The sequence below is a fragment of the Acidimicrobiales bacterium genome (assembly GCA_041394265.1).
Taxonomy (GTDB): Bacteria; Actinomycetota; Acidimicrobiia; order Acidimicrobiales; family SZUA-35; genus JBBQUN01.
In genome coordinates, this window is record JAWKIO010000005.1 from 830,944 (window position 1) to 849,012 (window position 18,069).

The following is an 18,069-nucleotide window of genomic DNA, read 5'->3' on the forward strand; positions in this document are numbered from 1 at the left end:
GAACGGGTTTGGCGGTGGGTTTGGCGCACAGAATGGGGGGATGGCGAACACCGTTCGAAGGCTCGAGTCCGACGATGTGGCTGCCGTCGAGGCGCTGCTGGCGGCCAAGCGTCGACAGCTCGCCGAGTGGTCGCCACAATTCTGGCGAACGGCGGCCGGTGCCGTCGAGGTGCACGAGCTGTTTCTGCAGTGGTTGCTGAGTGACGACGCCAACGTCGGTTTGACGACGGCCGACGTCGACGGTGTCCTGATTGCCACACCACGCGATGGCGCGTGGCTCATCGACGACTTCGCCGTCTCCGGCCCCGGCGCTTGGTCGACGGTTGGGCGAGCCCTCCTCGAACATGCTCGCGAACAGCTGGGAGCTGGCATCTCCGTGGTGTGTGCCAGCCGTGATGTCGAGCAGCGGGCGCTCCTCGACACTTGTGCACTGGTGCCCTACGAGGAGTGGTGGGTCGCCGACCCGGCACTGGTCGCAACCTTCGCCTCACCCGCCGCTGCGAGCGGTGACCTGCCCGTCGCCTCGATCGTCCCGGCACCGCCGGTCTATGACCCTGGCGGGCCGGTGGCGCTCGTCTCCACATGGGACGGCGAACGGGACTCGCTCGCTGCCTACGCCCGGGCGGTCGATGGCGAATGTGCCCTCGTCGTCGTGCCCGTCGGATTCGACGACGAGCGACGTCGGGCGGCCGTCGAGGACCTCGGCTTCACCGTCGCGTCGGTCTGGTACCGCTGATCGAACCCATTCTGTGCGTCAAAGTCCTCGCGTTCCCCGTTCTGTGCGTCAAAGTTCCCGCAGTCGGGAAGTTTGGCGCACAGTTCGGGTTGGGCGGTGGGTTTGACGCACAGTTCGGGTGGGGGTCAGGGGCGGACGAGGGCGGAAAGCATGGCTTGGAACTTGGAGCGGGTTTCGGCCAGCTCGGCTTCGGGGTCGGAGTCGGCCACCACGCCGACACCGGCGCAGAAGCGGGCGCTGGTGCCCGACACCTCGGCGGAACGCAGCGCCACGGCGAAGGCACCGTTGCCTGCGCCGTCGACCCAACCAGCCGGACCGGCGTAGCGGCCCCGCTCGAGGCCCTCGAGTTCGGAGATGATCTCGAGCGCCCGCCCCTGGGGGTTGCCGCCGACGGCCGGCGTCGGATGCAGCGCCGCCACGAGCTCGAGGATCGAGGCGGGCGGTGACGACAACCGGCCTTCGACGCGCGTGCCGAGATGGTGGACGTTGGCGAGCGTGACGATCGACGGCTCGGGCTCGGCGTCGACATAGCTACAGAACGGCAGGAGGGTGTCGAGTAACCAGTCGATGGTGATGCGGTGCTCCCAGCGGTTCTTGTCGGACGCCAGCAAGCCGGCGGCCAGGCGGGCATCGGCTTCGGGGTCCGACGAGCGGGGTGCGGTGCCAGCCAACGGATGTGCCCGCACGATGTCATTGCTCCGACCGGCGAGCAGTTCCGGGGACGCACCGATGAACCCGTCGATCGAGAACAGGATGGCGGCCCGAAACGATTGACGCAGCCGCTCGAGCACCGCCGCCGTATCGACGGGCTGATCGGTCTCGAGCCGCAGCTCGCGAGCCATGACGACTTTCTCGACGTCGCCGGAGCGAATGTGTTCGAGCGCCCCGCCAACCACGGCGTCGCGCCATACCTCGGGCGTCATCGGCGACGTGAGGGTGTACGACGTCGCCTGCGTTGCGGCCGCGCGACGATCGGCGTCGAGCGCCGATGCCTCGAGCCGCTCGACCGCCTCGGCGTCGGTCATGTCCTCCGACGTCGTCAGCCACCGCCGCCCTTCCGGGCCTCGCCCGAGTACGACCTCCGGAACGATCAGTTCGCCGGGCGCCGACCGATCGAACGGGAACGCGCCGAAGGCCACCGCCCCCGAGCCGGGCACGTCGACCTCGTCGGCGCCGGTCAACACGCTGAGCATGGCCTGGGCCTGCGCCGCACCATCCGGTCGCTCGATCGGGATCCGACCAGCCTCGCCGACCCCGGCGAGCGCGAAGTCGCCGTGGGCGTACAACAAACCCGAGCGGGACCCGGCCATGAACGGATCGAAGCGGTGGTGGTCGCCGGCAAGCTCGGGCGGCAGCCGACGGGTGTTCATCGGAGAGATCACCTGATGGAGCGTAGAAGCGGCAGACTGGTCTCCGTGGATCGAACGATCAGCACCACCGCCCCCGCCACGCCGCCGAAGGTCTATCCGATCGTCGCCGACCTCAGCACCTACGAGCACTGGCTCAGCCTCATCCACCGGGTCGAGGTCGCCGAGTCGAACGGCGACGGGCTCGCATGGTGGGTCACGCTCCGGGCCAAGGTCGGCCCGTTCGCGAGGAGCAAGCGGCTGCGCATGGTCCGGGTGGTCGACGACGCACCCACGCTGGTCCGCTTCGAGCGGCGCGAACTCGACGGCAAGGACCACTCGGCGTGGATCATGCAGGCGGCGGTGACCGACGGTCACGAATCCGACCACAGCACCATCGACGTCACCCTGAACTACGACGGCGACCTCTGGAGCGGCGTCCTCGACACCATCCTGGGCGGGGCGATCGACTCGGCCATCGGCGGTTTGCACACCTACGTCGCCAACAACACCTGAGACCTCGCCAACGAGCTCACGGGTCGCAGTCCCCATTCCGCCACGACCGACGCCGGGCCCACAGTGCTCGGCATGGAATCACGACATGCGACAACCGAACAGACCACACCACCTCCACCGTCTCCCGACGCAGTGCGTCTCCCGCCGCCGGCGGCCTACCGCAGGTGCTACCACCCCCGTTCGTACCACCCGATCCTGGTCGCCCCGTTGGTGCCCCTTGCGTTGCTGTTCGTGTACCGCAGCGCCTCCGAAGTCCTCAGCGAGGAGCAGCACTTCGTCAACCTGGCGTACCTCGTGCTCGGCCCGTACATCGGCGCCGCGGCCTCTTACCTATGGGCCCATCTGAGCCGGGAGTATGGCGCCCGGTTCAGCCGTGCCGACTGGGCCAAGGCCTGGTTGATCAGCTATTGCCTGTTCGTCGAAATCGCCGGGCTGTTCCTGAACTCGCCGGTTCCCTTCAGCGTCACGCTCACACCGGCGTGAGCCAGCGACGGGCAAGCGGATGCTCGGCGTCAGCGATCATCCGGGCGATCTCGTTGGCGATGGCGCTCGACACCGGCCCGACCGTCGACCACTTGTGATCGTCGAGGCGGGCCACCGGCGCCACCGGGGCATTGGTCGAACAAAGGAACAACTCGTCGGCCGCTTCGACCTCGGGCCACGTCACCGGACGGACCTCGCAGTGGTAGCCGAGGTAGGCACCCACGTCGAGGACGAGGCGCCGGGTGATCCCATCGAGCACGACGTCGAGCGGGGGCACGACCAGTCGTTCGCCGCGCACCACGAACACGCTCTGGGTCGTCCCCTCGGCCAGCAGCCCGTCGACGGTCTTGAAGATGACACTGTCGAAGCCCTCGGCCATCGCCGCCATGGTCTCTCGCACTCCGACCGTGTAGGACGCGGCGACCTTGAGCGCCGGCGGCAACATGGCGGCCGGCAACTTCGGAGCCAGCGCCGTTCGCAGCGAGACCGGCTCGGCGGCAGGGATCGTGGGCTCGAGCGGGTCGGGGACGAAGGCACCCATGGTGATCGATGGCGTGAGCGAGACCGGCAGGCTCTTCGCCGGGATCTCGGCCCATGCGGCCACCGTCTTGACCGTTGCCGCCCCCTGGTTCTCGGCGACCACGGCGCTCACCGCCCGCTCGAGCGTGGCCAGCGACACCGACGGTTCCATCCCCATCATGGCCATCGATCGTTCGAGCCGAGCGAGATGAGGGCGCAATCCGATGGCGGCCGGACCGCCCGGTGCCTGCACGATCCGCAGCACATCGAACACGGCGGTTCCCCGCATGACGGCGTGGGAGAAGACCGAGATCGTGGCGTCATCGATCGGGCGCAACTCGCCGTCGATCCAAACTGTCTGGGGCTGATGCACATCCCGACACTAATCTGAACCGATGCCCGACCTCGTCGCACTCGACCTTCCCGGCGGGCCGGCGTTCGTCGAGGCACTCGAACGAGTCTGGGCCGACGGCGATGCTGCCGTTCCGCTCGACCCGCGGCTGCCACCGGCCGAGCGAGATCGGGTCATGGCCGCCCTGGCACCGAGCGCGGTGATCGAAGCCGATGGGGAGCGACGCTCGCTCACCGGCGGTCGGCCCGTCGAACCGGGCGACGCCCTCGTCGTTGCCACGAGCGGCACCACCGGACTGCCAAAGGGCGTCGTCCTCACCCACGACGCCGTCGAGGCCTCGGCCCGGGCCACATCGGCGGTGATCGACGCCGACCCCTCGACCGACCGGTGGCTCTGCTGCCTTCCGCTCGCCCACATCGGTGGTCTTTCGGTCGTGACCCGGGCCCTGCACACCGGCACGCCACTCGAAGTCCACCCGAGCTTCGACCCCGCCGCCGTCCTCGATGCCGCCAGACGAGGCGCCACGCTGGTCTCGCTCGTCACGCGGGCACTCGCCCAGATCCCGGCCGATCGGTTCCGGATGATCGTGATCGGTGGCGCCGCTCCTCCTCCCGATCGTCCGGCCAACGTGGTCGCCACTTACGGCATGACCGAGACCGGATCGGGCGTGGTCTACGACCGCACACCCATCGACGGGGTCGAGATCCGCATCGACGACCAGCACGAGATCTGGCTCCGGGGCCCGATGCTGCTGCGGGCCTACCGCGACGGCACCGACCCGAAGGTCGACGGCTGGTTCCCGACTGGCGATCTCGGCCACTGGGCCGACGACGGACGCCTCATGGTCGAGGGACGCCGCGGCGATGTGATCATCACCGGCGGCGAAAAGGTCTGGCCCGAACGAGCCGAGGCGGTGATCACGAGACAGCTGGGACTCCGGGAGATCGCGCTCGTCGGGCGACCGCACCCGGAATGGGGCCACGAGGTGGTGGCCCTCGTCGCGCACGACGACACCAGCTCGCCTTCCCCCACACTCGATGCGCTTCGTGCGGCCGTGCGGGCCGAACTCCCGGTCTGGTATGCGCCCCGGCGGATCGAACTGATCGACTCGCTCCCCCGCACCGCGCTGGGCAAGCTGCGACGGAGCGAACTCGCAAGGCGCGACGCATGACCGCACGCGAGATCGTCATGCTCGGCACCGCCAGCATGAGCCCGACACGCCACCGCAACCACAACGGCTATGCCCTGCGCTGGGACGACCGGCTGGTGTTCTTCGATCCAGGTGAGGGGTTCCAACGCCAGTGCACGATCGCCGGTATCGCCATCGCCCGGGCCGACGCCGTCTGCCTGACCCACTTCCACGGCGACCACTGCCTCGGACTCCCGGGTCTCATTGCCCGCCGAGGTGCCGACAACGTGCCGGACCCGCTCGACGTCTACTTCCCGGCCGACGGCATCGCCTATTACGACAAGCTCCAGTCGTGCACCGCATCGGCCTACCACCCGCCGCTCACGTCCCATCCGATCGAGACACCGGGCGTCGTCGGCACCATCGGTGATCTCACGCTCACGGCTCTCCCGCTCCGGCATCGGGTCACCGCCTTTGGCTACCGGCTGCAGGAACCCGACAGCCTCTCCTTCGATGCCGACGAGCTCGCCGCGCGTCAGATCACCGGACCCGACGTCGGCCGCCTCCGCCGAGATGGCGAGATCGACTCACCAACCGGTCGTGTCACTCTCGATGAGGTCTCGGTGCCGCGCCCCGGGCAGTCGATGGCACTCGTGATGGACACCGCCGTGTGTGACTCGATCATCGACCTCGCCCGTGACGTCGACCTCCTCGTCATCGAGTCGACCTTCGTCAAGGAAGATGCAGATCTCGCCGAGCAGTACCGCCACCTCACTGCCGACCAGGCGGGGCGCATGGCAGCACTGGCCGGCGCCCGGCGGGTCGTCCTCACCCATTTCTCACAGCGCTACGGCCACGGCGATCCGACCGGCAGGCGCAGCGGTGCGCAACGCTTCGTCGAGGAGGCCGCCGTCCATCATCCCGATGTCCACGGAGCGAACGACTTCGACGTCATCGCCGTGCCCCCACGAGGGTGAGCTCAGCGATCGGCGAGACTCGCTTTCGCCAGTTCGAGGTCGTCGGGATTGGTGATGCCGATCCATTCCTCGGGCGACGAGACGACCTCGACCCGCAGGAGGCCCTCGTCCATGAGCGCGGCGACCTCCGACGGAAGCAGGCACTCGACCTTCTCGGTGGCGCCGTGCTCGGCGAAGAAGCCCTCCCACCGACGGGCGAAGTCGGCCATGATCCCGTGGTGGAAACACCACATGTTCATCGACACCGCCGTGTCCTCGGCCACTGGTCCGCCCTTGGCGAACAACGTGCCATCGGCGAGCCGTTCACAGTCGTGGGTTTCATCGACGCCGACCAACACACCATCGGCCACGTCGCAGATGCCACGCGACACCGTCCCTTCGGGCGGCACGGTCTTGCCGAGCTCGAACGCAACGAGCGCCCCCCGACCCGGAGCCGAATTGGCCAATTGGTCGGCCGCCAATTGGAAGGAGGCGGGACCGTAGTAGTCATCGGCATTGATCACACAGAACGGGCTGGTCACCGCACCTGCTGCGCTGAGCACCGCGTGCAGGGTGCCCCACGGCTTGTCGCGAGCCGGTCCCAGATCGTCCTGGCGGACGTAGCGAACGAAGTCCGCGGGCCCACCGTTGCCGTGGACGGCGTCGATGTGCGCCCGCACATCGGCCTCGATGTCGGAGCGGACGATCAGCACCACATCGCCGAACCCGGCGGCCCGAGCGTCGATGATGCTGAAATCGAGGATGGCCTCGTCGTTGGGGCCGACCCGGGCGAGCTGCTTGACGCCGCCGAACCGGCTCCCGAGACCGGCGGCCATGATCAGAAGGGTCGGTTGTTGCTGCGTCGTCCTGCTCACCCTCACATCGTCGGCCGAAGCCGGCTCGGTTCCACGCATACCGACCAAAGAATTCGAGCGGCCGGGTCGGAGGGCGTCCACCGATGAACCTGCCCGATCGGCGTTCGCTCGCACTGCTCGGGGTCGCCATCATGGCCATCGCGTCCTCGGCCGTGCTGGTTCGCTGGGCCGAGGCACCGGCGATCGCACTCGCCTTCTGGCGGACCCTCGGCGGTTCCCTCGTGCTCGCCACGCGGCGCCGGCCGGCCGACACCCGACCGCGCCCCTCCCGCGCCACGACCTTGGCCATCGTTGGCGCCGGACTCGCCCTTGCCGTGCACTTCTCGTCGTGGCTGGCATCGCTGGAGATGACGTCCGTGGCGGCCTCGGTCACCCTCGTGTCCACCGCGCCGATCGGCGTCGCCCTCCTCCAGTGGGGTGCGGGAGGCGACCGCCCAGATCGGCGGAACTGGCTTGTCATCGCCGTGACGCTGCTCGGCGTCGCCGTGATCGCCGGCGGCGACATCGGCACGTCCAGCGATGAGCTCGCCGGTGACGCCTTGGCGCTCCTCGGTGCCGTCGCGATGGCGGTCTATCTCGTGCTCGGCGGCCGGGCTCGGACGGAACTGTCGACGACCGACTACGGCGCCCGGGCCTATGCCGTCGCCGCTGCTGCGCTCCTGCCAACCGCACTCGTCACCCGGACGCCGCTCTGGGGTTACGACGCCCAGACCTGGCTCGTCATCGCCGCCATGATCCTCGGGCCCCAATTGGCCGGGCACACGGTCCTCAATCTCCTGCTGGAACAGCTCGGCTCGCTCACGGTCTCGCTCGCCCTGCTGGCCGAACCGATCGGCGCGTCAGTGCTCACCTGGCTGCTGTTCGCTGAAACTCCGCCGTTGGCCGCCTGGATCGGTGCGCCGATCGTGTTGACCGGCCTTGCGCTCCACCTGCTGTGGGCCTCGGGTCAGGATGTCACCACGAGCCGGCGAGCGGCCAGTTCGTCGTAGATCGCGACGGCGTCGCCCAGCAGTGCTTCGAGCCCCGGTGGCGCCGCGGGGAGCGGCCGGGCCGGAGCCGATGGACCGATGGTCTGGAACCCGGTCGATTGCCATACGGCGTCGTACCAATGCGGTGCCCACACCCCGTCGGAGCTCCGTGGCCCGGCAGGCCACGACAGCATCGCGTCGTCGAACTCGACCCCGATCAACTCGCACAGCGCCACGAGATACGGGCGAGGCCCGCGCAGGAAGTCGTCGGCGTCGATCACCAGCTCCGCCCGGTCGAGCAACTCGAGTTGCTGGGGCAGCCCGATGTCATCGAGCGTCACCTCCTCTCGCTTGTCGAGATAGGAAGCGAGCACGCGAGCGGGATGCCGGAGCAACAGCACGTGATGCAACTCATCGAGCCATGCTCGACCGAGTTCGGGGAGCAGATGATGCGACATGTGCTTCTGGTAGGACACGGTGATTCCGTCGGGCAACGGCGCCAGACAGCTAGCGACCGCCTCGACGGGGTCGGTGGGCTGCGACGCGATGATCTCCGCCGCCATCGGATGGTCGAGTCCCGTCGCCGCCAGATAGTGGGCGTAGAGCGGCTCGTCCATGACGACCGTGTCGGCCCGGTGCTCCCACGACCGCATCATGGCAGTGGACAGGTTCCGGGGTCCCGACCACATGGCCAGGCGGACAGGCCGATCGCTCACCGAGTCGCCTCGGCGATGAGCTCGAGGTACTTCTCCTGGAGCTGCTGGGTGATGGGGCCCCGTTCACCGGTCCCAATCGTCCTCCCGTCGACCTCGGTCACCGGCGCGATCCCGGCGAAGGTGCCGGTGACGAACGCTTCGTCGGCTCCGTACACCTGACTCACGCTGAAGTTCTTCTCGCGTTCGGTGATCCCCCACCGACGGCACAACCGCAGCACGTTGGCCCGAGTGATGCCGGGAAGGCAGTAGTCGCCGGTCGACGTCCAGACCTCGGGGCCGTCGTCACCTTCACGCACGATGAAGAAGTGGGTCGAGTTGCAGGTGGCGACGAAGCCCTGCGGGTCGAGCATCAGCCCCTCATCGGCTCCGGCCTTGGTGGCCTGGATGCACGCGGTGATGCAGTTGATCTTCGAGTGCGAGTTCAGCTTCGGATCCTGCACGTCGGGCCGCCCTCGGCGCACGCTGACCGTCGCCAACCGGATGCCCTTGGTCAGGGTCTCGGGCCGGGGGTCCTTGTATTCCGGGATGATCACGATCGTGGGCGGGGTGATCGTGAATCGGGGATCCTGATAGGGCGTCGACTTCATGCCCCGCGTGACCATCAGCCGGATGTGCACCCCATCCGTGCCGGGACCCATCCCGTTGGCGGCGAGTGTCGCCATGATCTGATCGGTCAGCTCGTCGCGGCTCAGTCCGATGTCGAGGTCGAGTGCCGCTGCCCCTTCGTAGAGCCGTCGAAGGTGATCGTCAATGAAGGCGAGCTTGCCGTTGTGAACCCGGATCCCCTCCCAGATGCCGTCGCCGAGGATGAAGCCGGAGTCGAACACCGACACCACCGCCTGTGCTCGGGGCACCAGCTCGCCGTTGAGCCCGATCACGATCTCGGCGTTGCGAGTATCGTCTTGGTGATCGTGGGTTCCGTGCGTGACCGTCGAAGAAGCGCCGTTGGACATGGCCGGATCGTAGGCCACGACGATCGAAATACGATGGTGGCGATGCGCCGACGCCACTTCCTCGCCTCGCTGCTCGCGACGGTGGTTGCGGCCTGCACTCGAACCTCCGACGAGCTCACCGACCCGACGGCGACGACCAGCCCAACCGCCGAACCCGAGCTCGAACCCACGGTGCTCGATGCCCCGACCGACACGTCGCTGGTCGTGCCGACCGAGCCCGGTGTCGACCCGCTCCCCTCCCCCGCCAGCCCGCTCGGTCCCAACGGCTTCGGATTCGGGGTGGCCTCCGGTGATCCCGATGCCAGCTCGGTGGTGCTGTGGACCCGACTCGTCGGCGACCTGCCCGACAGCGTCGACGTGGTGTGGGAGGTGAGCGACACCTCGAGCTTCGACCGTCTCCTCGCGACCGGCATCGAGTCGACGAGCGCTGCCTTCGGCCACAGCATCCACGTCGTTGCCGACGGCCTCCCCCCTGGCTCGCGCTGGTGGTATCGGTTCCGCTCGGGCGACCACGTCTCGCCGATCGGCGCCACTCGGACGCTGCCCGACGCCGCCGACACCCGGCCGGTGCGCGTCGGCGCCAGCTCGTGCCAGCTCCGCGAGACCGGCTACTGGGCGGCGCACGTCGACATCGCCAACGCCGACCTCGATGTCTTCTGCTGGCTCGGCGACTACATCTATGAAGGCGGAGGCTCGAGCAACCTTCCCGACCGAGCCCACACCGGCGACACCGCCACCACGTTGGACGGCTACCGGCACCGCTACGCCGAGTACCGCGCCGATCCCGTGCTCCAAGCCAGCCACGCCGCCCATCCCTGGTTCTGCCTGTGGGACGATCACGAGGTCGAGAACGACTACGACGCTTCGGTCGACCCGGCCCGACGGGCCGCCGCCTACCAGGCGTGGTGGGAGTTCATGCCGGTGCGCTTGCCTGCCCCCGATCCGAGCGCGCCCACCTACGACATCTATCGCTCGCTCGATCTGGGCGAACGGCTGCGCATCGTCGGCGTCGACGTACGCCAGTACGCGAACGAGACCACGCTCTTCGGCGAACCACAGAAGCAGTGGATCGCCGAGCAACTCGACGCACCGACGACATGGACGCTGCTCGCCAGCCCGGTCGTCGCGTCGGGCATCTACACCGGCGAGGGCGAGGTGTTGTTGCCCTACACCCTCGACGGCCACACCGACGAACGCCGGTGGCTCGGGGACGAGTTTGCCAAGCACGACGGTCGGGTCATCGTGTCGGGCGACCTCCACACCAGTGCAGTGTTCGAGTTCTCGCCCGATCGCCGCGACGTCGACTCGCCCGTCGTCGCCACCGAGTTCATGGCGCCGCCCATCAGTTCGCAGTTCCCCGAGCGCTATGCCGCGGCGGCCGGACTCCTGCCGCTACTCAACTCGCACATGGCTCAGTTCGAGCCATACAACGGCTGGCTGCTGCTGTCGTTCGACGAGCAACAGCTCACCGCCGAGTACCGGCGAGTGACGGACGTGATCCTGGTCGATTCGACCGTGGAGTCGGCGCAGCGCTACCAGGTTGCGCTCGGCGATCCGACACCCGTGCCGCTCGACTGACCGAGCCGCCCGTCAACGATGCACGCCTGGATCGGCTTGGGTCACACGACAGCGCACGGCGAACACGCTGTCGCCCGACAGCACTCCGCTCCGAGCGAAGAGTCGCCCGGCATCCCAGTTCGACAAACCGAGTTCCGGTTTGTCGAGGGCGTACTGTCCGTCGACCCAGCGAGTGAACCCATCGCCGACGAACGGTGCGTCGATCGAGTGCCAAAACGACTGCTGGGCATCGGGGTCGTCGGAGACGAGCGAGGCGACGAACCGCGGCGACTGGGTGTTGAACAGCTGCACTGCTTCCTCGACCGAGTCGACGACGACCAAGGTGATCTCGGGCGAACCCTCCCACTCCCATTCGTGACCCAGGTGGTCGCGGCCGATCATTTCGGCCTTGGGTTCGATCACCTCGCCTTCGGCTCGAGCGACAGCCACACGAGCGTCGAACCACCCCTCGGGGACGAACGACTCGCTGCCTTCGGCCACGTGCAACTTGGGGTTGGCCTGTCGGCCGGCCGCAGCCGCCTCGAGCCCGGCGAGCACCAACGGCACGAGCCGATCGGCGTCGGCTCGAACCACCGCCGCCGTGTTGAGCGTGTTGCAGACCTTGCGATCGAGCGAGTGCCGGACCACGGCGGTGAGGCGATCGGCATCGGCACTGGCATCGGCGACGATCCAGGCCCCGCCGGTGCCGTGCAGACTCACCGGGGTCCCGGCCTGGCGAGCCACTGCGCCCAGTTGGGCGACGGCGGGACCGCTGCCTCGGGCCACGGCGAGCGCCAGGCGAGGGTCGTCGAACATGGCGTGCCCGGCCGCGCGCGCTGCCGAGTTCACCAGCGACGCCGCACCGGCAGGAAGTCCTGCGGCAGCAAGCGCAGGGTCGAGTGCGTGCTCGACGATGGCGTTTGCGGTACCCAGCGCATCGGAGCCGATGCGGAAGACCACGGTGTTGCCGGTGCGCAGCACGCCGCAGGCATCGGCGAACACGTTCGGCCGGCCCTCGAACACGAAGCCGACGACCCCGAGCCCGGCGCGCCGCTGCTCGACGGTCCAACCGACATGGCTGATCGTCTCGATCACGCCATCGCGAGCCGGGTCGGCGTCGCGCCAGCTGCGAAGGCCCGACACCATGTCGGCGCGCATGGTCGCCGACAACTCGAGTCGTGTGGTCGAACGCCCTTTCGCCTTTGCCCCAGCGACATCGGCCGCATTGGCCTCGGCGATGGGTGCGAATGTCGTGTCGTCCTCGAGTCGACGGGCGAACTGCTCGAAGAAATCGGAGATCGCCTCATCGACCACTGCGCCGAGCGCTGCGAACGCATCGACCGCACGCCCCACCGCCGTGGCGGCGATCTCGGCTTCGGCTGCCGGCACGTGCAGCAGATCGCCCGTCTCGTTGACCACGACGAGCCGGTCGCCCGGCACGAAGGCCTCGGCCAACGCTTCGGGCACGGTCGTGTACTTCGAGCCTCCGTAGACGATGACCTGACCGGGCTGGAGTGCGCTGAGTGCGGGCATCTACCAAGTATGCGGGACATTTTCCGAACCAACTGCCATCGTCGATCGTCTTCGTGGCGCTCAGCCCCGAAGCACGACTGACGGAGTTCTTTCTCTGACGCTCGACTGATCGCCGGCGCCTACGGTTGCCGGGATGGCGAGCGAAGAACTCGAGATGATCAACGAACTGCTCCGTGCCCAGGACTTCGCATCGCTGTCGCTGGAGGAGCAGCGAGCTGCGGTCGAGGGTGGCATCGGCCAGGTCCCGACCGGCACCGTGATCGATCCCATCGATGCCGGCGGAGTGGCGTGCGAGTGGATCCGCACTCCCGATGCCGGTTCGGCCACCACCATCGTGAGTCTTCGGGGCGGTGGCTACTGCCTTGGGTCGCTGCACAGCAACCGCTGGTTCTCGTCGCTGCTGTCGGAGTCGGTCGGCGGCCGTGTCCTCAACGTCGGGTACCCGAATGCCCCCGAACACCGGTTTCCTGCGGCGCTCGACTCGGTCCTGGCCGCCTACCGATGGCTGGTCGCCGATACCGATCCGGCGACGATCGCGATCGTGGGCAACTCCGCCGGGGGCGGGCTGACGCTCGCCACACTGCTCGCACTCCGCGACGCCGGTGATCCGCTCCCCGCCTGCGCCGTCGCCATCTCGCCGTGGACCGATCTCACCAACTCGGGCGACTCCATCCAAACCAACGCTGCGACCGAGGTCATGCTCGATGCCGGCGGGATCGACGAGACCGCCACGCTGTACGCCGACGCCGAGCAGCTTCGTGAGCCCTACGTTTCGCCGCTGTGGGGAGACCTCTCCGGCCTACCGCCCATCCTCCTCCATGCCAGCAGCAGCGAACTCCTCCTCGACGACTCGACACGGTTCGCCGAGCGCGCCGCCACACACGGCGCCGACGTCACCCTGGAGGTGACCGATGGTGTGCCGCACGTGTGGCACACATTCGGCGGGTTCCTGCCCGAGGCCGACGAGGCCATGGCTCGGCTCGGCAGCTGGGTGTCGGCCCGACTCGCCGACCGGTAGGACGGTCAGGCCGGATCGACCACCCGGCTGACGATCCAGGCGTGCTTGCCGACCTGACGCTGGCGTTCGAACCCGAGATCCTCGAACAGCTCGACCGTGGCGCTGTAGAGGAACCGACCCTGCGCTTCTCGACCGGCCGTCACCTCGGGAATGGCCTCGACCAACCCGCCGCCGGCCCGGGCGATCTGCTCGATCGCTCCGCCGAGTGCGGCGCGGGCGATGCCCTCACCGCGATGTTTGGGATCGACGTAGAAGCAGGTGATTCGCCAGTCTGGTTCGGGCGGTGGCTCCTTGAGATAGACCCGCTGATGCTTGATGTTCGGCAACTCCTCGGTCGAGCCCCACTGGCACCAGCCTTGGGCGACGCCGTCGGCATCGAGCACGAGGGCGGCATGGGTCCGATCACACTGGACTCGTTCGAACTTGACGGCCCGACGATCGATTCCCTTCTCACGCCCCTCGGCATGGAAGCCGGTGCACCAGCAGCCGCCGAAGATCCCGTTGTTCCGCTCGACGAGTTCCGCAAAGGCATCCCAGGTCGTCGGGTCGAGTTCGGTCACCGAATAGGACATGATCACGCTCCCTCGGCGATGTCGGCGAGCAGCCGAGCCAGTTCGGCCGGTCGGGTCACCATCGGCCAATGCCCCGAATCGATGTCGACGAACGCCAGGGTCTCGACGCCATCGAGTTCCGGGATCTGACCATCGGCCAACCACGACCGTGCGTCGTCGGGGCCGAACTCCGGACAGACGATGGTGACGGGAACGTGACGACGGCGCTCGTCGGCCAAGACGACCTCAGCGGCGGCCACACCCCCGGGCACGGGGACCGCCAGCGCCTCCAATCGAGTCCGAGCCTGGGCATCGAGGTCGTCGCTGTCGGGCCCCTCGAAGGGCTCCCATCCCGGGAAGCCCATCACGCCGTCGACGACCGGGAAGAACTCGGCATAGGCCGACCCTGAGGCCGATGGGAATCCGCCGATCATGACGACACCGGCGACGTCTTCTGGACGTCGATCGGCCACCAGCCAGGCGAGCGACGAGGCAGCGGAGTGACCGACGACGAGTGGACGATCGGCGGCGTCCACCGAGGCGAGCGCGGCCGCCAGCTGATCATCGAGGGTGGCATCGACGTTGCGGTCATCGGCACCGGGGAGCGCAACGGCGGTCGGGCGATGGCCGAGCGTGACGAGGTGGCGCTGGACGTCGGCCCAGATCGATGACGGCAACCAGAGACCGGGCATGAGGATGATGTCCATGGGGCCGAACGGTAGAGGATCAACCGGACGACTTCCGTCCTGTTACGGTCGATTCGTGGGATCGTCTGACAACCCGACCGTGAAGGTCCTCCGGACGTTGGCACTGCTCCAGCAGCACCCGGGCATCACGGCAGCCGAGATCGCCGACCGTCTCGACGTGACCGACCGCGCCGTGCGGCGGTACGTCGCACTGCTGCGCGAGGCCGACATCCCGATCAACTCGACGAAGGGTCGGCACGGCGGGTACCGCATCGGACGGTCGCTTCGTCCGATGCCGCTCGTCTTCACTGCGGGCGAGTCTCTCGGTCTGGTGATGGCCGTGCTCGACGGCCATCACGCCGCAGCCGACGCCGACGATCCCGTCGGGTCGGCGCTGGCCAAACTCATCGGATCCCTACCCGGGCTCACCGCTCGCCACGCAGCGATGGTGCGAGACCACGCCCGAGCAGCTCCCGACCGACGGGCAGCTCGCCCCGACCCTGCCATCGTGAGCGCCCTGGTCGAGACGGTTGCCAACCATCGAGGAGCCCGGGTCGACTACGTCGCCGGATCGGGCGAGACCGCCGAGCTTCGGATCGACCCGTGGGCAATCGTGGTCCGTCATGGCCGTTGGTACCTGCTGTGCCTCGCCCGCGATACCGAGGCGGCGCGAGCGCTGCGCATCGACCGCATCCGTCGCCTCGATCCGCTGAACGTCGACGTCGAGCCTCCCGTCGATCTGAACCCGGTCGAGTGGCTCGAGAACCACCTGGCGACGGGCTGGAACCACGAGGTCATCATCGACTTCGATGCGCCCGCCGCCGAGGTCGCCCCGTGGATTCAGCGATCAATGGGACGATTGGAGGCAGTCGACGACTCCCGGTGCCGGTTGCGCGGCACCACCAGCAACCCGGCGATGTATGCGGGCGAATGGCTGGCCGGTGTCCCGCACGCGTTCCATGTGGTCGAAGGACGTGAGCTACGAAGCGCGTTGGTCGAACTAGCGGAACGCCTCCTGACCGCCGCCGACCCGGCCCGAGATCAGCTGTTGTAGGCGGACTCGGCGTGCTGGGTGAAGTCGAGGCCCTCTCGTTCCTGCTCGGGCGAAACCCGCAAACCGATCGTGGCGTCGAGCGCTCGAGCGAGCACCCACGTGACGACGAACGCAAAGACGGCGACCACGACGTTGGCGAAGATCTGCTCGAGCAGCAGACCCAGCCCGTCGCCTTCGATGAGCCCGCCCTCGAACTCACCACCGAGCGCCGAGGGGCTGGCGAAGACGCCGATCAGGATGCCGCCGACCAGACCACCGACGAAGTGCACACCGACGACGTCGAGCGCATCATCGAATCCGAACCTGAACTTGAGGCGCACCGCGAGTGCACAGAGCGCACCGGCGATGAGACCAACCGACATCGCACCGGCCACCCCCATGAAGCCGGCTCCTGGGGTGATGCCAACCAGGCCGGCGACGATGCCCGACGCGGCGCCGAGCGATGTGGCGTGACCATCTCGGATCCGCTCGACGACGAGCCACGACAGCATGGCGGCGGCACCGGCGATGAAGGTGTTGGCGAACGCCTGGATGGCGACGCCATCGGCCGCCAGCGCCGAGCCGGCGTTGAAGCCGAACCAGCCGAACCACAAGATCCCTGCGCCCAGCATGGTGAAGGGCAGATTGTGCGGTGGCATCGGCTCGTTCGGCCAGCCACGGCGCGGGCCGAGCACGAGCGCCAGGGCGAGTGACGCGGCTCCTGCGGCGACGTGGACGACGGTGCCGCCGGCGAAGTCGAGGCTGCCGCGTACGGTGAGCCAGCCGACGCCCGGTCGGAACACCCACGCCCACGCAGGGACGAAGACGAGCATCAACCAGATCGGTACGAAGGTGACCCACGCCGAGAACTTCATCCGGTCGGCGATCGCACCGGAGATCAGCGCAGGAGTGATCGAGGCGAAGGTCAGGGCGAAGAAGACGTTGCGCAGGGTCTCGCCGCCGTCCTCGTTGGTGATCGAGATCCCCGAGAGAAAGAGATTGTCGAATCCGCCCAACAGGCTGTTGGATCCGGTCGACGACAGGCTGTAGCCGGCGACGAACCACACGATCGGCACGATGCCGAGGCAGACCATGTTCATCATCAGCATGTTGAGCATGTTCTTCGAGCGAGCCATGCCGCCGTAGAACAGCGCCAGGCCGGGGACCATGAAGACGACCAGCGCCGCCGAGACCAGAATCCACGCGTTGTTGCCGGAATCCATCGAGTGTGAGCCTTTGCGATCGGGAACCAGGGCAGGCGCGGCGCGAACGATCAGGTCGGCGACACGCAGCTGTCAGCATCACAACAGCAAGGGTCAGCAGGATCACGACCGTGTTTCGGCTCTGTTAACAGCACCCGTCAGGACCCTGTCGTCGTCGAGGGTGCAGCGGCGTGCGGGCGCTAGCGTCGTGGCGATGAGCGCGAACCCTCCGCACCTTCCCGAGCCGAACGCGGACGAGGTCGACGCCTTCTGGGACCGCTACCTGGCGGCGGCCGGCCTGCCTGACGACACACCGTTCGACGATGTCGGCAGTTTCGGCGACACCGTGGAGATGGCCGACGAGCTCCTCGAACTGGTGTTGACCGGGACGAAACGGGCAACGGCCAGCGCGGTTGCCGAGTATGAGTCCGAGCAGGCACCGATGCCCGAGGTCGGCGACGAATGGATCGCGTGCGACGGTGCCGGCACGCCCGTCGCCGTGATCCGCACGATCGAGGTCGAGGTCGCTCCGCTGTCGTCGGTCGACGACGAGTTCGCGTTCGACGAGGGAGAGGGCGACCGGTCACGCGAGTACTGGCTCGAGGTCCACACCCGCTTCTTCGAACGGACCTATCGGGCGCTCGGCCTCGACTTCCACGCGGAGATCAGCGTGGTGTTCGAGCGCTTCGAGGTCGTCTACGACGAAGATTGGGCGTGAGCGCTCGAGCCCTCGAGAAACTTCTCAAGTTCTCGGCGCCATGATGCCGATGAACCCTGAGTTCCAGTGGTCGACGTGCGCCTCGAACCGCCTATCCCCGGTTGGGTGTGGGCCGCACGACCCACTCGAATGGGCCGTCCGGATTGTTCGGCCGAGGATGTCTCACACGGTCTGATCGCCTTCCGAGGCTGCGTCCGCGACCTGCGTCGCAACGGATGTAAC

The 18,069-nt window shown here is 68.0% G+C and carries 19 protein-coding genes; 10 read left to right on the top strand and 9 right to left on the bottom strand.

Going from position 1 to position 18,069, the window contains the following annotated elements; all coding sequences use genetic code 11:
* Positions 1–40 precede the first annotated feature (40 nt).
* Positions 41–736, top strand: a complete 696-nt coding sequence (locus tag R2733_04030; protein MEZ5375656.1) for a hypothetical protein — start codon at positions 41–43, stop codon at positions 734–736.
* Between the two features lie 125 nt (positions 737–861).
* On the opposite strand, the gene R2733_04035 is transcribed toward R2733_04030, so the two are convergent.
* Positions 862–2,118, bottom strand: a complete 1,257-nt coding sequence (locus R2733_04035; GenBank protein ID MEZ5375657.1) for an isochorismate synthase — start codon at positions 2,116–2,118, stop codon at positions 862–864.
* Between the two features lie 33 nt (positions 2,119–2,151).
* Here R2733_04035 and R2733_04040 point away from each other — a divergent pair, with 33 nt between their 5' ends.
* Both R2733_04040 and R2733_04045 read left to right on the top strand, forming a co-directional pair.
* Positions 2,152–2,598, top strand: a complete 447-nt coding sequence (locus R2733_04040; protein MEZ5375658.1) for an SRPBCC family protein — start codon at positions 2,152–2,154, stop codon at positions 2,596–2,598.
* A gap of 72 nt (positions 2,599–2,670) precedes the next feature.
* Positions 2,671–3,081 carry a hypothetical protein gene (locus R2733_04045; protein MEZ5375659.1) on the top strand — a complete coding sequence of 137 codons (411 nt, stop codon included), beginning with the start codon at positions 2,671–2,673 and terminating at the stop codon, positions 3,079–3,081.
* Here the strand turns inward: R2733_04045 and R2733_04050 are convergent.
* Positions 3,068–3,973, bottom strand: coding sequence for an aminotransferase class IV (locus tag R2733_04050; GenBank protein ID MEZ5375660.1), 906 nt, complete (start codon positions 3,971–3,973; stop codon positions 3,068–3,070). The two genes, R2733_04045 and R2733_04050, sit on opposite strands and share 14 nt — an antisense overlap.
* Positions 3,974–3,995: 22 nt before the next feature.
* On the opposite strand from R2733_04050, the gene R2733_04055 reads away from it, so the two are divergent.
* Entirely contained in the window at positions 3,996–5,123 is a 1,128-nt protein-coding gene (locus R2733_04055; protein ID MEZ5375661.1) for an AMP-binding protein, read from the top strand.
* On the top strand, positions 5,120–6,058 hold the full coding sequence (locus R2733_04060) for a ribonuclease Z (protein ID MEZ5375662.1): 939 nt from the start codon (positions 5,120–5,122) through the stop codon (positions 6,056–6,058). Before R2733_04055 ends, R2733_04060 begins: the two co-directional genes overlap by 4 nt.
* A 2-nt stretch (positions 6,059–6,060) precedes the next feature.
* On the opposite strand, the gene R2733_04065 is transcribed toward R2733_04060, so the two are convergent.
* Positions 6,061–6,912: an NTP transferase domain-containing protein gene (locus R2733_04065; GenBank protein MEZ5375663.1), complete on the bottom strand. Its 852-nt coding sequence runs from the start codon at positions 6,910–6,912 to the stop codon at positions 6,061–6,063.
* A gap of 83 nt (positions 6,913–6,995) precedes the next feature.
* Between R2733_04065 and R2733_04070 the strand changes: the two genes are divergently transcribed.
* On the top strand, positions 6,996–7,901 hold the full coding sequence (locus R2733_04070) for a DMT family transporter (protein MEZ5375664.1): 906 nt from the start codon (positions 6,996–6,998) through the stop codon (positions 7,899–7,901).
* Here the strand turns inward: R2733_04070 and R2733_04075 are convergent.
* Together R2733_04075 and R2733_04080 are read right to left on the bottom strand one after the other, a co-directional pair.
* Positions 7,859–8,596 carry a hypothetical protein gene (locus R2733_04075; protein ID MEZ5375665.1) on the bottom strand — a complete coding sequence of 246 codons (738 nt, stop codon included), beginning with the start codon at positions 8,594–8,596 and terminating at the stop codon, positions 7,859–7,861. The two genes, R2733_04070 and R2733_04075, sit on opposite strands and share 43 nt — an antisense overlap.
* Positions 8,593–9,549 carry an aminotransferase class IV gene (locus tag R2733_04080; protein ID MEZ5375666.1) on the bottom strand — a complete coding sequence of 319 codons (957 nt, stop codon included), beginning with the start codon at positions 9,547–9,549 and terminating at the stop codon, positions 8,593–8,595. Before R2733_04080 ends, R2733_04075 begins: the two co-directional genes overlap by 4 nt.
* A 42-nt stretch (positions 9,550–9,591) precedes the next feature.
* Here R2733_04080 and R2733_04085 point away from each other — a divergent pair, with 42 nt between their 5' ends.
* A complete protein-coding gene (locus R2733_04085; protein MEZ5375667.1) occupies positions 9,592–11,127 on the top strand; it encodes an alkaline phosphatase D family protein in 1,536 nt (511 codons plus the stop codon).
* Positions 11,128–11,139: 12 nt separating this feature from the next.
* Here R2733_04085 and R2733_04090 read toward each other — a convergent pair whose 3' ends face one another.
* Positions 11,140–12,639, bottom strand: coding sequence for an aldehyde dehydrogenase family protein (locus R2733_04090; protein ID MEZ5375668.1), 1,500 nt, complete (start codon positions 12,637–12,639; stop codon positions 11,140–11,142).
* 133 nt (positions 12,640–12,772) lie between these two features.
* On the opposite strand from R2733_04090, the gene R2733_04095 reads away from it, so the two are divergent.
* Positions 12,773–13,657: an alpha/beta hydrolase gene (locus tag R2733_04095; protein MEZ5375669.1), complete on the top strand. Its 885-nt coding sequence runs from the start codon at positions 12,773–12,775 to the stop codon at positions 13,655–13,657.
* A 5-nt stretch (positions 13,658–13,662) separates the two neighbouring features.
* Here the strand turns inward: R2733_04095 and R2733_04100 are convergent, their stop codons facing one another.
* Together R2733_04100 and R2733_04105 are read right to left on the bottom strand one after the other, a co-directional pair.
* The gene (locus tag R2733_04100) at positions 13,663–14,229 is read right to left on the bottom strand and encodes a GNAT family N-acetyltransferase (protein MEZ5375670.1); all 567 of its coding nucleotides are present in this window, start codon (positions 14,227–14,229) and stop codon (positions 13,663–13,665) included.
* A gap of 2 nt (positions 14,230–14,231) precedes the next feature.
* Positions 14,232–14,915, bottom strand: a complete 684-nt coding sequence (locus R2733_04105; protein ID MEZ5375671.1) for an alpha/beta hydrolase — start codon at positions 14,913–14,915, stop codon at positions 14,232–14,234.
* 55 nt (positions 14,916–14,970) lie between these two features.
* Here R2733_04105 and R2733_04110 point away from each other — a divergent pair, with 55 nt between their 5' ends.
* A complete protein-coding gene (locus tag R2733_04110; protein ID MEZ5375672.1) occupies positions 14,971–15,948 on the top strand; it encodes a WYL domain-containing protein in 978 nt (325 codons plus the stop codon).
* Here the strand turns inward: R2733_04110 and R2733_04115 are convergent.
* A complete protein-coding gene (locus R2733_04115) occupies positions 15,936–17,150 on the bottom strand; it encodes an ammonium transporter (GenBank protein ID MEZ5375673.1) in 1,215 nt (404 codons plus the stop codon). The genes R2733_04110 and R2733_04115 overlap by 13 nt on opposite strands.
* A gap of 193 nt (positions 17,151–17,343) precedes the next feature.
* Here R2733_04115 and R2733_04120 point away from each other — a divergent pair, with 193 nt between their 5' ends.
* Positions 17,344–17,847 carry an ASCH domain-containing protein gene (locus tag R2733_04120; protein MEZ5375674.1) on the top strand — a complete coding sequence of 168 codons (504 nt, stop codon included), beginning with the start codon at positions 17,344–17,346 and terminating at the stop codon, positions 17,845–17,847.
* Positions 17,848–18,069 lie beyond the last annotated feature (222 nt).

Bases quoted from the DNA above. Each gene is read 5' to 3' on its own strand.
- R2733_04030 (MEZ5375656.1), top strand. From the start codon at position 41: ATGGCGAACACCGTTCGAAGGCTCGAGTCCGACGATGTGGCTGCCGTC.
- R2733_04045 (MEZ5375659.1), top strand. From the start codon at position 2,671: ATGGAATCACGACATGCGACAACCGAACAGACCACACCACCTCCACCG.
- R2733_04055 (MEZ5375661.1), top strand. From the start codon at position 3,996: ATGCCCGACCTCGTCGCACTCGACCTTCCCGGCGGGCCGGCGTTCGTC.
- R2733_04060 (MEZ5375662.1), top strand. From the start codon at position 5,120: ATGACCGCACGCGAGATCGTCATGCTCGGCACCGCCAGCATGAGCCCG.
- R2733_04070 (MEZ5375664.1), top strand. From the start codon at position 6,996: ATGAACCTGCCCGATCGGCGTTCGCTCGCACTGCTCGGGGTCGCCATC.
- R2733_04080 (MEZ5375666.1), bottom strand. From the start codon at position 9,549: ATGTCCAACGGCGCTTCTTCGACGGTCACGCACGGAACCCACGATCAC.
- R2733_04085 (MEZ5375667.1), top strand. From the start codon at position 9,592: ATGCGCCGACGCCACTTCCTCGCCTCGCTGCTCGCGACGGTGGTTGCG.
- R2733_04090 (MEZ5375668.1), bottom strand. From the start codon at position 12,639: ATGCCCGCACTCAGCGCACTCCAGCCCGGTCAGGTCATCGTCTACGGA.
- R2733_04095 (MEZ5375669.1), top strand. From the start codon at position 12,773: ATGGCGAGCGAAGAACTCGAGATGATCAACGAACTGCTCCGTGCCCAG.
- R2733_04100 (MEZ5375670.1), bottom strand. From the start codon at position 14,229: ATGTCCTATTCGGTGACCGAACTCGACCCGACGACCTGGGATGCCTTT.
- R2733_04105 (MEZ5375671.1), bottom strand. From the start codon at position 14,915: ATGGACATCATCCTCATGCCCGGTCTCTGGTTGCCGTCATCGATCTGG.
- R2733_04115 (MEZ5375673.1), bottom strand. From the start codon at position 17,150: ATGGATTCCGGCAACAACGCGTGGATTCTGGTCTCGGCGGCGCTGGTC.
- R2733_04120 (MEZ5375674.1), top strand. From the start codon at position 17,344: ATGAGCGCGAACCCTCCGCACCTTCCCGAGCCGAACGCGGACGAGGTC.